The organism is Rhizobium bangladeshense (assembly GCF_017357245.1).
Taxonomy (GTDB): Bacteria; Pseudomonadota; Alphaproteobacteria; order Rhizobiales; family Rhizobiaceae; genus Rhizobium; species Rhizobium bangladeshense.
In genome coordinates, this window is sequence record NZ_CP071613.1 from 398,344 (window position 1) to 412,202 (window position 13,859).

Annotated in this window: 13 protein-coding genes; 6 read left to right on the forward strand and 7 right to left on the reverse strand. The window is 60.1% G+C overall.

The features are described 5' to 3' along the window. Positions 1-39: 39 nt before the first annotated feature. From J2J98_RS22800 to J2J98_RS22820, 5 genes are all read right to left on the reverse strand, one after another. Positions 40-531, reverse strand: coding sequence for a hypothetical protein (locus J2J98_RS22800; RefSeq protein ID WP_207603213.1), 492 nt, complete (start codon positions 529-531; stop codon positions 40-42). After that, a complete protein-coding gene (locus tag J2J98_RS22805; RefSeq protein WP_207603214.1) occupies positions 528-1,646 on the reverse strand; it encodes a ferritin-like domain-containing protein in 1,119 nt (372 codons plus the stop codon). The genes J2J98_RS22800 and J2J98_RS22805 overlap by 4 nt, the downstream gene beginning before the upstream one ends. A gap of 98 nt (positions 1,647-1,744) precedes the next feature. Further along, positions 1,745-3,616 carry a GMC oxidoreductase gene (locus tag J2J98_RS22810; RefSeq protein ID WP_207603215.1) on the reverse strand — a complete coding sequence of 624 codons (1,872 nt, stop codon included), beginning with the start codon at positions 3,614-3,616 and terminating at the stop codon, positions 1,745-1,747. Between the two features lie 94 nt (positions 3,617-3,710). Beyond that, the gene (locus tag J2J98_RS22815) at positions 3,711-5,138 is read right to left on the reverse strand and encodes a glycoside hydrolase family 15 protein (protein ID WP_207603216.1); all 1,428 of its coding nucleotides are present in this window, start codon (positions 5,136-5,138) and stop codon (positions 3,711-3,713) included. A 251-nt stretch (positions 5,139-5,389) separates the two neighbouring features. Continuing rightward, positions 5,390-5,734: a helix-turn-helix domain-containing protein gene (locus tag J2J98_RS22820; protein WP_064708525.1), complete on the reverse strand. Its 345-nt coding sequence runs from the start codon at positions 5,732-5,734 to the stop codon at positions 5,390-5,392. Between the two features lie 174 nt (positions 5,735-5,908). On the opposite strand from J2J98_RS22820, the gene J2J98_RS22825 reads away from it, so the two are divergent. Together J2J98_RS22825 and J2J98_RS22830 are read left to right on the forward strand one after the other, a co-directional pair. Beyond that, positions 5,909-6,547: an acyl-homoserine-lactone synthase gene (locus J2J98_RS22825; protein ID WP_064708526.1), complete on the forward strand. Its 639-nt coding sequence runs from the start codon at positions 5,909-5,911 to the stop codon at positions 6,545-6,547. A gap of 155 nt (positions 6,548-6,702) precedes the next feature. Beyond that, a complete protein-coding gene (locus J2J98_RS22830; protein ID WP_207603217.1) occupies positions 6,703-7,428 on the forward strand; it encodes a helix-turn-helix transcriptional regulator in 726 nt (241 codons plus the stop codon). A 12-nt stretch (positions 7,429-7,440) separates the two neighbouring features. Here J2J98_RS22830 and J2J98_RS22835 read toward each other — a convergent pair whose 3' ends face one another. Then, positions 7,441-7,905: an Lrp/AsnC family transcriptional regulator gene (locus tag J2J98_RS22835; protein WP_207603218.1), complete on the reverse strand. Its 465-nt coding sequence runs from the start codon at positions 7,903-7,905 to the stop codon at positions 7,441-7,443. 124 nt (positions 7,906-8,029) lie between these two features. Here J2J98_RS22835 and alr point away from each other — a divergent pair, with 124 nt between their 5' ends. The 3 genes from alr to J2J98_RS22850 all read left to right on the forward strand — a co-directional run bounded on the left by alr (position 8,030) and on the right by J2J98_RS22850 (position 11,543). Further along, on the forward strand, positions 8,030-9,163 hold the full coding sequence (alr, locus tag J2J98_RS22840; protein WP_207603219.1) for an alanine racemase: 1,134 nt from the start codon (positions 8,030-8,032) through the stop codon (positions 9,161-9,163). Between the two features lie 32 nt (positions 9,164-9,195). Continuing rightward, the gene (locus J2J98_RS22845; protein WP_207603220.1) at positions 9,196-10,446 is read left to right on the forward strand and encodes a D-amino acid dehydrogenase; all 1,251 of its coding nucleotides are present in this window, start codon (positions 9,196-9,198) and stop codon (positions 10,444-10,446) included. Positions 10,447-10,523: 77 nt separating this feature from the next. Then, a complete protein-coding gene (locus tag J2J98_RS22850) occupies positions 10,524-11,543 on the forward strand; it encodes an AraC family transcriptional regulator (protein ID WP_207603221.1) in 1,020 nt (339 codons plus the stop codon). Between the two features lie 213 nt (positions 11,544-11,756). Here J2J98_RS22850 and aptA read toward each other — a convergent pair whose 3' ends face one another. Further along, a complete protein-coding gene (gene aptA / locus J2J98_RS22855; RefSeq protein WP_207603222.1) occupies positions 11,757-13,091 on the reverse strand; it encodes an omega-aminotransferase AptA in 1,335 nt (444 codons plus the stop codon). 139 nt (positions 13,092-13,230) lie between these two features. On the opposite strand from aptA, the gene J2J98_RS22860 reads away from it, so the two are divergent. Beyond that, positions 13,231-13,779 (forward strand): cupin domain-containing protein, encoded by a 549-nt coding sequence (locus J2J98_RS22860; RefSeq protein ID WP_064712285.1) that lies wholly within the window; start codon positions 13,231-13,233, stop codon positions 13,777-13,779. Positions 13,780-13,859 lie beyond the last annotated feature (80 nt).

Sequence of the window (13,859 nt, forward strand, 5' to 3'; positions counted from 1 at the left end):
GGCAATGATCCAGTTCTTTGAAGACGAGCGGACGTGACGTCAGGTCAGGTTTTGGAAATCGAGAGCCGGAGCAAAAGCCGGAATCTTCGGCGGAAAGGCCCAGGAGCCGAAACCTTGCCCCTTGGCGCCTGCAGGGTGGGCTCCGATCGCCTTCCAGAGCAGCCCCTCGATGTAGGCATCGGGAGAAACGACGAAGGTGATATTCGCAGGCCTGGGGCCAAAGCGCTCCGACCAGGCGGAGGACAGCTCGAACCAGGTGCCGGAATACCAGAGCTTGATCAGCGCGCGGGCCACGTCTCCCAGCAATTCATTGCCGAGAATGGTCGTGCGAACTGCCTGGATACGCGCCTTACTTTCCGGCGGTGGCAGGGCGGTGAACGCGGCCAGCAGCGCGTCGGTGATCTCGCCGCCGACCACCTTGTCGAGCGTGGCGAGATAGGTTTCCGCCAGGCCGGTTCCCAGAAGATCGAAGTGGGAGAAGGCCGTCAATTCGGCGGAAAGACCCAGAAATGGCTCGAAACGGCTGGTCATGCGTTCACCTCCGCCTGCCGGGTGACGGCTGGTTGTTTGATGCCGCCGGGGATCTGATAGGTGGGGCTGCCGTTCTTACCGGGGTGCTTCGGCAGCGGATTGCGGATGAGTTCGAGGATCATGTTGCGGAATTCGAACATCATCGGAACGGCCTCCAGCAGCAGGCTGGGCTGGCCGTTAAAGGCTCGCGTCAAAAGCTGGAGAAATTCGCCATAGCGGGTGTTGAAGGCGATCGCCGCCTCACGCAGTTCCGAACCCTCGAATATGTCCTCCACTTTCAGGTTCTCTTTTATAGGATAGGCGCCCTCCCAATCGACCTGCAGGTGCGGACCCGTGGGCTGGCCGGGCTGGTCGCCCTTCTGGTAGTAACGGCCTTTGACCAGTTCCTCGAAACGATAGTAGTGGGCCAGTTCGTGGTCGTCATCTTCGTAGATACCGCCGCCGTCGCCCTCGCCCTGTTCGATGATGAGCTCGATGGCTTCCAAGGCGCTTTTCAGATCGGTCACGGGAAACAGCTCGCCGCCGCCGGAGTAATAATATTCCGAGGTGATCTGGCGCGACCCGTCGCCGGTAAAGATGGTTGTGCCCGCCCCATGCGCTTCCGCTTCCAGGTATTTGATGCCTTCCGCGATCGCCGAGTAGAACTCGCCGATACTGTAGAAATGGAAGTCCTCATGCCTCGGATGGCTGGCAAGCGCGGTGATATCAGGCGGAGTTTTGCGGTATATCAGGCCCTTGCCGACGAGATGTTCAGGACGTTGGGCCGGCCGCTCGATCTTCAGGAAGGTCGCTAGCGCCTCACGGCCGAAAGCCTGGATGCCGACCTTGAAATCGGTCTCGCCGTCCGGCAGGGCGGCGGGATATCTCGCTACGAAGTCCGGCCTGACAAGATCCGGCTTGCCGCCGATGGCATTGAGAATATTGGCCGCGATCGTCAGATGCAGCATTTCTTCCACGACGATCACGCGCAAAACCTGGGTTGCATCCTGGTTGGCGCCGGGCTTGATCGAGTAAAGCGCCGTCAGATACGGCGGAATCGTCGCATGTTCGAGCTGCATCGCCCGGTAGAGGAACTCTTTCAGCTCATCGAGCGTCTTGATACTGTAGGAATCCATGCTCATGCTCCGTGAAAGATAAGTTGGGTGCACCGGCCGGCTTCTTGTCGCTTGCATCGAACCATCGGTTCGTTTGCGCGCTGGATGCCGGCCTTCGTTCAATGCAGAGACTTGAGAATGTTGCGACCGCTTCGGAAGCAGATGGCGGCCAGCGTCAAGGTGACATTGGCCGTGCCGATCGTCGGCATGCTGCCGCCGCCCACAAGATAGAGATTTTCGTGGTCCCAGCTGCGCTGGTTCTTGTCCACGACGGAATTGGTCTTCGTCGTTCCCATGATATGGGTGCCGGCCAGATGATTGCCGCCGCGGATCGCATAGCCTTGTCCCTCATAGGCCACATAGCCGTAATCGTTGGGGTCGTAATGGGTATGGTCCCGCGCGCCGAGGCGCGCAAAGACGGTGCGCGCAAACTGGCGGCCATAGGCGGCACCCTTCATGGTATATTCCGGAACCGTGAAGGACAGGATGGGCCGCATATTGCCCAGAGCATCGGTATATTGCGGATCCACCGAGATGCGGTTGCTTTCGACGGGCATGACCTCGATCATGAACGCCAGCAGCAACTGCCGCGAAACCTGGTCGACCATGCCGCGCCGAAGATCCGCGCCATAGAGGTTGCGATCATCCACCAGTTCCAGAAGGTCGGAGGTCGGCGCACCCGTGGCCCAACCCCAGCCATCGTTATGGATATCGATGGCGAAGGCGGCCTGCTTTTCCCGGAAAGGGCCGTCCCGCAGGTCGACGATACCGCCCGTCGAACTCGTTCCGCGCATCGTGCCGCAGATCTCAGGCATCAGTGCCCAGTTCAGCAGGTAGGCGTGGTCCATCAGATTGCGTCCGACAAGACCGCTGGTGCTGCGCAGGCCGGAGGCCAGCATAAGACGCGCCGTTTCGATGGCGCCTGCCGCAAGCACGAAAATCTTGCCCTTCACGGTGATGGTCTCGTGGGCCGGTGAGGCCGGGTCCTTGTAAATCTTGACCGAGAGAGAGCGGACTTTCCCGCTATCCGGATCGATGTTGACTTTCGATGCGACCGCCTGCGGCAACAATTCGACAAGCCGCTCGCCCCTTTCCCCGCTTACAGCGAACGCCTTGGCAAGTGATTTGCCGGAGTGGTAGCGCGCTTGCACGGGACAGAGCGGTACGCAGTTGGTGTTGCCTTGGCAGCGACCACCCTCTTCGACCTGATGTGTATCGACTGCGCCGATTGGACGGTAGCCCTTCCCACCGTCATAGGCCGGGTTTGGTATGCCATTGCGCCCCTGCGGATAGGGCCTGACCTTCAGGGGATAGGTCTTGTCGTAAAGTTCGACGCTGGTGCCCTCGATGCCTTTGTTGACCTGCTGATCCAGATAGGAAAGCGGGATGCCGCGCATGGGAAAGACATAGTCGTCCGGGAACGTCTGCCCGAGATATTGCTGATCCTCGACATTTGCCGATACGCCGATTTCCCGCTCGGCCAGGCGGTAATCCTCCTCGACTTCCTCAAAGCTCAGCGGCCAGTCCAGCCCCTGGCCAAAAAGCGTGCGCGTTGTGAAATCCGAGCGAAGCAGACGGGGCGTTTTCGCCTCCCAGTGCATGGTCGTTCCGCCGAAAATACGGGTATATACCGTATCACTGACATAAGGGCCGGATTGAACGATATAGTTCGAGCTATCGGTTTCCCCCGCCTGCAGCTTGCGAAGTTGCGGGCTGCGGGGTATGGCCGCGTTCGCATTCAGCGGAAAGGGCGACTGGTTGTCCTTGGAGGCTGCCGAATAAAAAGTCGTCAGCAGATTGTCATAGCCTGCCAGAGTACTATTGGCACCGGTTCCGGCTTCAAGGATAAGGACACGTTTGCCCGCTTCCGCAGCCTGCTTGGCAATGATTGCTCCGGAAATGCCGCTGCCGACGATCACGATATCGTAGTCGCCAGACTCTGCGACGGTCTTGGCATCGGCTCTTATTGCCGATTCGAGGGGAAAAAGCACTTTGATCCTCCATTAATCCCAAGCCGCATCAGGGCTTTGCGAACGATGCCGTTCTGGACTCAATCGAGATTTCAGGCCCTAGGGCCTTCCATCGTCATGATTTCGCGCCGCGAGGGTTTCGGGGCTTGGACTTGGCGGCCGGCGCGACGGCGCGGGCTCTGACTGCCGAGAGAAAGGAGGCATAGCTCCAGGTCAGATTCCGGACGCTTTTCTCGTAGCCGAAGGTTCCATCGAACTGTTCGCTGAGCTCATAGTGATCGCTGTGATAGACGATGGCGCGCAGCATGGCGTCAGACGAAGCCCGCAGGGCAGCCGACGCTTCGGCGGCGCTGCTGGATGCGCCAAGTCCGAGTTCCGCGAAGAAGGGTTCGGAGAACTGATCGAGGGGGATGGCGCCGCTGGCATCGATGGCATTGGCAAGCCGATATTGAAACTCGGCGAAGTTGGCGGTGCACAGAGCCCAGGGATGCCCGCCGACCACTGGAGCTGCCACATCGCCATCGTAATGGTCACCTGGATAGCGCCCGAAGAGTGGTCCGAGCCCTTTGGCCGCGTCGGCGCCATTGACCGGGTAATAGTTCGAAGACGAAGGATCGGCCCACTGGCGCCGCAGAATGGCCGCCGTTGCCAGAAGCTTGGTATCGGTCGGCTCGATCCCGCCATAGCAGACCGAAGAGACGATATCGATGTTCGCGTCATAACCGGCTTGCTCCGCGGCATCCAGAATGCTGACATAGAGCTGCCCGTTCCAGTGGGTCGCCAGCTGGCTTTCCAGCCACGAGATGGCATCGGCCACCCCGGCAGGCACCGCAATACCGATCGTGTTTGTGGAAATTTCCCGGAAAAAGCGCAGCTGTACGGCTCTGGCGAAAAACGAATAGCCTTCATATTCCTCCCAGAGATTTGTGGTCTTGTTCTGGTAAACTTCGAGAAGATAAGCGAGGTTGGCCTCGACCAACTGTTTGGCGATCGTCTGCGTGGCGCCATCCAACTGATCGAACAGCGTCATGATCGCGATCGACTGAATGGCCGGCCCGTCATTCTGCTCCGACCACGGGCGAACCTCGCCGGCGATGGTGAAGCAGGCGCGGCCAAGTGTGACGGTCGCGGAATTCTTGGCATTCGCTTGGCAGAGCGCGGCGAAGTTTACATAGTCGACCAGGCTCGGCGAAACTCCGCCCGGGACGGGCAGCAATCCGGCTAGCGCGATCTCGATGGCCGTAATGGCGCCGTCGCGGACCCAGTTGAAAACATAGTCCTGGTCGACACCCGGCGTGTTCGCTGGATAGGAGGGTGCGGCGATGACGCAGCCGGGGGCCGAAAAGACGCCGGGCGATGTGGGATCCTCGATGACATAGCCATCGCTTGTGATGTTGCGCATCATAAGAAGAGAAAAATAGCGCGATAATGCGACCAGATCGGTCTGCGCGAAGGCAGGCCGCGGTTTTACCGTAGGCGCATTGGCGCCGATATGGGTCGGGTTCGCACCCGTCATTGACTGACTCCAAAGCGCAACTGTCATCGACTGACTCCAAAATCGGTTGAGACTTGCCGTGACCAGATCAAGGAAACGTTCCGGACCCGGATGAGAGAAATATTGCGGTCGAATGGGCGTTGAGAGTGAACACAAGGTCTCTGAGGAGGGCAGGGTGGCTGGCCGTCTACCCTCGCTTCAGTTGCACCTTTAACTGGAAAGATCGTCGACGTTTTGTATTTTGGCAACCTGAACGTGTTGATCTCAGGTCAAAAAATCTCAGGGAATTGCGCTTGGCTTTACGGGTGCTCCGGCGGGATGGATTCGACCAGCCCAACGAGATTGGACCGTGTTGCCGCAGACCGGTTGCGCAACGCCAGGATCATTTGCAGTTCCGCGGGGGAGATCGCGCTGTTCCTATGCCAGTCCATAGTGCCACGCCCGAGCAGCAGCCAGTCGAGGGAGACATCCAGCAGGTCAGCGAGCGCGCAGGCGCTCTCCAGCGAGGTATGACCGCCATTCTGCCAGCGTGAGACGGCGGCGACGGACACGTCTAATTCGGCCGCCAAGGCGTGAACTTTCCGGAACTTGCCCCGGGATATTGCCTCTCGAATACGTCTGCCGCGTGCCATGTCGTAGGTCATCAAGAATCCTCCCTCTTCTTGCTCGGGATAACCAAGAGCTTTCGATCGACGAACATCAGAAACTTCTTATGGAAGGGGAAGGCAAAGCCAGGCACTGGTCAACCTGGTGAAATATCCAGATTGCCCCCGCTCGGCCTCCTGTTGTGAAACGTCAGCACATCAGGAGGGACGGATATGTTGCGGATACTCACCAAAGACATGCTCGATACCGATCGACGTGCTTTCGATGAAATGTTTCGGGCTCGCGCCGCCGTTTTTCGCGATCGGCTGGGATGGCAGGTGGATGTCCGGGATCAATGGGAGAGGGACCGATACGACGAGGCCGAGGATCCCGTCTATCTCGTCACGCATCACCCTTCCGGCACGCTGACGGGTTCGCTGCGCCTGCTGCCGACCACCGGAGCGACGATGCTCAAAAGCGAGTTCCGGCATTTCTTCGATCAGCCCATCGACGTCGATAGCCCGACGACCTGGGAATGTACCCGCTTTTGCCTTCATCCGCATGTCGGGCAAATGGAGCAATCGCGCGCAGTCGCCACGGAGTTGCTCTCAGGGCTTTGCGATCTTGCGCTCGACACCGGTATCGAGAGCATTGTCGGCGTCTATGACGTCGCAATGATTGCTGTGTACCGCAAGATCGGCTGGAGGCCAACGGCGCTTGCCCGATCCCGGCCGGAGATCGGCAAGCTGTATGTTGGCCTGTGGGATGTGACGGCGGAGAACTGTCGAGCACTTCGGGCCAACCTGTCCCGACTTCTGGAGCAAGCCTCTCCCAATCCTGCCGGAGCCCTTGTCGATGGCGGCATGCGGTAAGCGCAGCCGCTGTCCCGCCGCCATCAAGTGGGATGGTCAGCCTTTAACCTGTTCTTCATGTCGCGCCATGGTTGCTAAAAAATACCCTGTTCTCGGCTCTCGCGAAATGTTACCAATGCGAGAAGTTCGGAAAACACACAACCACGAGTCCACTCATGCTGAGCAGTTCTCGTTTTTTCTATAGTTTGGACCGGATCTCCGCATCGCCCACAATGCGAGATCTGGAGGCAACGCTGGACGAAGTCCGCCACATCTACGCCATCTCGCATATGGTTCTGCATGTGACCCGCTCCTCGAGCGGCAATGCCACCATCCCGTTGCTGATGCTGACCTATCCGCCCGAATGGGTGAAACAATATCTTGAGCGGGACTATTTCAGCATCGATCCTGTCGTGCGTCTCGGCCGGTGCGGCTTCCTGCCTGTGGAATGGTCCGCTTCGAAATGGGATTCGGGCCGGGTGCACGGCTTCTTCAAGGAAGCCATGGCCTTCGGCGTCGGCCGGCAGGGTGTGACCCTCCCGGTGCGGGGCCCGCGGGGGGAGCGGTCGCTGTTTACCGTGACATCCACGCATCCTGATGCCTACTGGCGGCAGTTTCGGATGGACAGCATGCGGGACCTTCAGTATCTCGCCCACCACCTCCACGACCGGGCAATGGTCTTGTCGGGGATGCGTGAGGCTGCGGATGTTCCGCAATTGTCGCGCCGCGAGGTTCAATGCCTGGAGATGACCGCCAATGGCCTTCTGGCAAAGCAGATCGGCGCCCGATTGTCCATTTCGCTCAGCGCGGTGCAGCTCTATCTCGCCTCGGCGCGCCGGAAGCTGACGGTCGCCACGACGAGCGAAGCCGTCGCCAAGGCGATTGCGCTCGAACTGATATAAGCTTTCCTGGTCTCAGCGTTTGCCTCTGCCGCGCGTTGCCAGGACGTTTCGAATCGAGAAGCTGGAGTGAATCCTGAGGACGCCTGGCATGGCCGACAATATTTCCTTGTGGATCCGTTCGAATTCGCCGGCATTGGCGACTTCCACGCGCAGTAGATAGTCGGATCCTCCCGTCATCAGGAAACATTCGCGGATCTCCGGATGGCGGCGGACGGCCGCCTCGAAACGGTCGAGATAGTCCTCCGTCTGCCGTTCGAGAGTGATGTTGATTATAACGGCAATCATCGCATCCGCATTGCTGGTATCGAGAAGCGCCGTATAGCCCCGGATCACGCCAGTCGTTTCCATGATCTTGATGCGTCTGAGGCAGGCCGATGGCGAAAGGCCAACCTCAGCGGCAAGCTTGGCATTGCTCATCCGGGCGTCGAGGCGCAGCAGCCTCAGGATGTTGCGATCTGTCGTGTCAAGGGCGGGCATGATCGATTGTTCCAAATTTTCGTCAATCATGCGCATAAACTGCAAAGATTGCAATAAACGGTCACAGATTGACCGGCAATGTCGCTGATTCTTCCATACACTGTCTGGAAATAAGAGGGTGAACATGGACGGCGATATTTTGGATTCCCATGCACGGACTGCCATGATCGCGCAGGGAGCCTCAGGCTATCTTACGATTGATCTTGCCGCACTCGGCCGCAATTATCGGAAGCTCGTGTCGATGCTGGCTCCGGTTCGCGCTGGCGCCGTCGTCAAGGCCGATGCCTATGGCCTCGGCGCGGAACGGGTGGCGAAAACGCTATACGGCCAAGGTTGCCGGCATTTCTTCGTTGCCCAACTCGTCGAAGCCGCGAGGCTGCGGCCGGTGCTTGCACAGGACGCCCAGATTTTCGTGCTGAATGGCCTGCAGCCGGGCAATGAAATTGCCTGCGCCGAGATGGGCATTGTTCCGGTTCTCAATTCGCTCGCCCAGTGGCAGCAATGGTCGTCAGCGGCGTGCGCGCTGAAGCGCTGCCTGCCTGCTGTCCTGCAATTCGACACCGGCATGTCGCGGCTCGGCTTTCCCCCGGAAGAAAGGGCGGAACTGGCGACAGCCCTTCGCAACGGCACCAACATCGAAGTCCTGTTCATCATGAGCCACCTGGCTTCGGCAGATGACACCGAGGGCCAGCAGAACAGCGATCAACTGGCAGTAATGTCCCGCATCGCCGACGAATTTCCAGGCTTCGATATTTCCTTCGCCAATTCCGGCGGCGTTTTCCTTGGCAAAGCCTATCATGGCGTGCTCGCCCGGCCGGGCATCGCACTTTACGGCGGCGCTCCAGGCGCCGGCGCGATAAACCCGATGGAGCCGGTCGTCAGCCTCGATGTTGCCGTCGTACAGACGCGGACCGTATCATCAGGCACGAAGGTTGGTTACGGCGGCGCGCATGTCGCGCAACGGCAAATGCGTCTCGCCACCATTGCCGCCGGCTATGCCGACGGCCTGCCGCGCTGCCTCAGCGACCGCGGCGCCGTCTATTACGAGGGCACGCGCCTGCCGATCGTCGGCCGCGTTTCGATGGACAGCATCACCGTCGATATGTCGGCGCTGCCCGAAGGCGCGCTGACGCTCGGCAGTCTTGTCGAGGTGCTCGGTCCGCATCAGACGCTTGAGGATATTGCGCGCGATGCCGACACCATATCTTATGAAATTCTGACCGGTCTCGGCGATCGGTATCACAGGCAATATTGCTGAGAGCCGGCTGGCTCCATCCTTTTGGGGACATCATGAAAGTCATCGTTCTTGGTGCCGGCATCGTCGGTGTCACATCCGCATATCAGCTGGCCAAGGCAGGCCATGAGGTTACCGTCGTCGACCGGCAGTCTGCGCCGGCGCTGGAGACGAGCTTTGCCAATGCCGGCGAAGTCTCCTTCGGCTATTGCTCGCCATGGGCGGCCCCTGGCATTCCGATGAAGGCGATGAAGTGGCTGTTCATGAAACATGCGCCGCTCATCCTTCGCCCGAAATTCGATGTGGCCATGCTCTCCTGGATGGCGAGGATGTTGTCGAACTGCACCTCCGAACGCTACGCGATCAACAAGAGCCGCATGCTGCGCCTTGCCGACTACAGCCGTATCGCGCTCGCCGAGCTCCGCGCCGAAACCAGCATCGCCTATGACGAGCGCATGCAGGGAACCCTGCAGCTGTTTCGCACGCAGCAGCAGCTCGATGCCTCGGCTAAGGACGTCAAGGCGCTCGCTGCCGACGGCATTCCCTATGAGGTGCTGGACAGGGACGGCTGCATTCGCGTCGAACCGGCACTGAAGCTTGTACGCGACAAGATCGTCGGCGGCCTGCTGACGCCGAAGGATGAAACCGGTGACTGCTTCAAGTTCACCAATGCGCTCGCCGCCAAGGCCGAGGCGCTCGGCGTCCGTTTCACCTATGGGACGACGATCAAGGCGCTCGACGTCGAAGAGGGCCGCATGCGCGGGATTATCACCGACCGCGGGCGAATGGATGCGGAGGCGGTGGTGGTCGCGCTCGGCAGCTATTCGCCGCTGCTGCTCAAGCCCTTGGGCATCGGCCTGCCGGTCTATCCGGTCAAGGGCTACTCCCTCACCATCCCGATCAGCGATGTGTCACGCGCGCCGGAATCGACCGTCATGGACGAAACCTACAAGATTGCGATCACCCGGCTCGGCGACCGGATCCGCGTCGGCGGCATGGCTGAGATTTCAGGCTATACCAACGATCTCGGTCTCGCCCGCCGCAGCACGCTGGAGCATTCCGTCACCGATCTCTTCCCCGGCGGCGATGTTTCCAAGGCTTCCTTCTGGTCCGGCCTGCGTCCGATGACGCCGGACGGTACGCCGGTCATCGGTCCGACGAAGATCAAGGGCCTGTTCCTCAATACCGGTCACGGCACGCTTGGCTGGACCATGAGCACCGGTTCGGCCCGGCTGATCAGCGACCTCGTCGGCGGCCGCACGCCCGATATCGACGCCAGGGATCTTGCCGTTAGCCGATACGGCTGACGCGAAATGGACGACAGGAGGAATGAACGATATGGTACATGCTTGTCACTTGCGGGCATCACTGTAGGAGGTCACGAATGTCCGTTAGCCCCGATCGGCATGCCCCTGGCAGCGTGGTCCAATCGTCGGCCGTAGCGAATATGTCGTTTCGGGCAATGGTGCAGAACGGAACCGACGCGGATCAGCTCGCGGAAGCACTGTCGACGCCGAGATCCACGATAAGGGTCTCGACCGAAGGCACGATGCCCATTGCATATCGCTGCAATTTCATTTCGATGGAAGATGTCAGCGTGGCCGATTGCTCTTATGAAGGCACGATTTTCTGCAAGCGGGAAGGGGTGGCCGATAAACTGGCTATGTTCCTGCCGAAGCAGGGGATGATGTGGTTCGGCGGCAAGCAAGAGCCGATATATTCGGTACCCGGTCGCGGCGTGATCCTGGAACAGGGCAGCGTCAGTGGAACGAGGATCGTCGGCCCCCGCAGTCATTTCTGCCTCTTCATCGACCGCGGCAAGATCGCCGCGCAGCTCACCCATATGTGCGAGCGGACGATCAACGGCGATGTCGGCTTCCATACCGACATCGATCTGACGGCCGGTCCGGGATTCCTCCTGCAGCAACTCGTCTCGAACCTCCACAGCGGTCTCAGTGGCAACGGCTTGCTGCAACGCTCGCCACTGGCCGTCAGATCGCTCTGCGATGCGGCAGTGTACCTGCTTTTGGAGACATGCCCCCATCACTATTCGGAGGAACTGGCGCGTGCCGCTCCGCTCCCGGCCCCGCGCCATGTGAAATGGGCCATGGATTTCATGCAGGAACACATCGCGGAACCGATCTCGCTCAGCGAGATCGCCATGGCGGCCAAGGTAAGCGTTCGGACTTTGCAGCAAGGATTCCGTCAGTTCAGGAACACCACTCCGACCGCCTATCTGCATGAAATCAGGATGGTTGCCGCCCATCGCGAGCTGCTGGAATCAGACGGAACGCAGGCCATCGCCGAAATCGCGTTGAGATGGGGCTTCACCCATCTCGGGCGATTTGCAGCCGACTACAGGAAGCGCTTCGGCCAGTTGCCGTCGCAGACCGTGAAGCGCTAGAAGGGCCTTGAAGAGACATGCCGCGAGGGCGCGGTGAACCTATAGAGTAGTCGTGCGGCGGCTGGTTCACCACCGCGTCGGTTGGAGCAAATCCAGGAAAAGTGCGAAGCGGTTTTCCCAGGCAAAGCGCGAAGCGCTTTTGCCGGCAATTGCGTAAAGCTAGAGCGGTTCTGCGCTTCCTTGAAAAGCTGAACCGCTCCTATTGTCGGCAGACTATGCCGCGCGCTTCAGCGCATCGGCGATCGTCGAGACGATCGTGTCGATCTGGTCTTTCTCGATCATCAGCGGCGGTGACAGCGCAATGATATCACCGGTCACGCGGATCAGCAGGCCCTTCTTGAAGCAATCGACGAAGACGTCGTAGGCGCGGGTTCCCGGTGCTCCATCGCGAGGCGCCAGTTCGATCGCGCCGACCAGTCCGAGATTGCGGATGTCGATGACGCTAGGCAAGCCCTTCAGCGAGTGGAGCGCGTCCTGCCAATATTCGGCTAGGTCCGATGCACGCGTCAGCAGCCTTTCTTGCTCGTAGATTTCGAGGGTGGCGAGCCCCGCCGCGCAGGCGACCGGATGGCCTGAATAGGTATAGCCGTGGAAGAGCTCGATCGCATTGTCGGGTCCGATCATAAGTTCGTCATGAACTTTACGGCTGGCAAAGACCGCGCCCATGGGAATGGCGCCGTTGGTCAGGCCTTTTGCCGCGGTGACCAGATCGGGCACGACGCCGAAATAATCCACCGCGAAAGCTGTGCCGAGACGTCCGAAGCCGGTGATGACTTCGTCGAAGATCAGCAGGATGCCGTACTTGTCGGCGGTCGCGCGCAGCTTCTCCAGATAACCCTTCGGCGGCAGGATAACGCCCGCCGATCCCGACATCGGCTCGACGATGACAGCGGCGATGGTTTCGGCGCCGTGCAACTGCACCAGGCGCTCGAGATCATCGGCCAGTTCCACGCCATGCGCGGGAATCCCTCTCGAAAAAGCATTGCGCTCGACGTCGAGCGTGTGGCGCATGTGGTCGGCGGGTATATGGGGGAAGACCCGCCGATTATTGACCAGGCCGCCAACGGAAATGCCGCCGAAGCCGACGCCGTGATAGCCTTTTTCGCGCCCGATGATCCGTGTGCGTGTGCCCTGGCCGATGGCGCGCTGGTAGGCGATGGCGATTTTCAGAGCAGTATCGACCGATTCCGAGCCCGAGCCGGTGAAGAAGATCCTGTCGAGCTTGGCGTCAGCCCCGCCTGGCGCGGTTGCGGCGAGCTTCGCGGCGAAGTCGAAGGCGATCGGATGGCCCATCTGGAACGTCGGGGCATAGTCGAGGGTGGCAAGCTGCCGCTCGACCGCCTGGGCGATCTTCCTGCGGCCGTGACCGGCGTTGCAGCACCAGAGCCCGGCCGTCCCGTCCAGCACCCGGTTTCCATCGACGTCGGTGTAGTACATTCCCTCCGCCGCGGCCAAGAGGCGCGGCGCGGCCTTGAACTGCCGGTTCGCCGTGAACGGCATCCAGAAATTTTCGAGTACGGGCGCGTTCGTCTTGTTCAGCTGGTCCATTCTGGCCTCCCCGGGATGGACCGAGAATGATGATTTCCTCCTTGCAAACAAGTCCTTTTCTTACCCGCCGCAAACCATTGAAAGGTAGCAGCTCATCTGACAAGTTTTAGCTATTCTGGACAACGCAAACGGACGCATCATGTCAATAAACATCGGCAGCCGCCTTCGTCATCTTCGCCTCGCCCACAAGCTTTCCCAGCGTGAGCTCGCCAAACGCACCGGTGTGCCGAACTCGACGATCTCGCTGATTGAATCGAACGCCTCCAATCCGTCGGTAGGCGCCTTGAAACGAATTCTCGACGGCATTCCGATCGGTCTGGCGGAATTCTTCGCGTTCGAACCCGAGCGTCCGAAAAAGGCCTTCTACGCCGCCGAGGAGCTCGTGGAGATCGGCAAGGGTGCCATTTCTTACAAGCAGGTTGGCGAAACCCTGTTCGGGCGCAGCCTGCAAATGCTCAAGGAGTGCTACCAGCCGGGCGCCGATACCGGAAAAATCCCACTTGTTCACGAGGGAGAGGAGGGCGGGATCGTGCTCTCTGGAAGGCTCGAGGTCACGGTCGGCGACGAACGGCGCGTGCTGGGGCCAGGCGACGCTTACTATTTCGACAGCCGGCGCCCGCACCGGTTTCGCTGCGTGGGGCCGGTGCCCTGCGAGGTCATCAGCGCCTGCACGCCGCCTACTTTTTAGAGCAATTTCGGCAAAGTGCTTGCTGGTTTGGAAAGTTCGGGGCGGATCGACGAACGGCCCGCCTCCCGCAGTGGCGATTT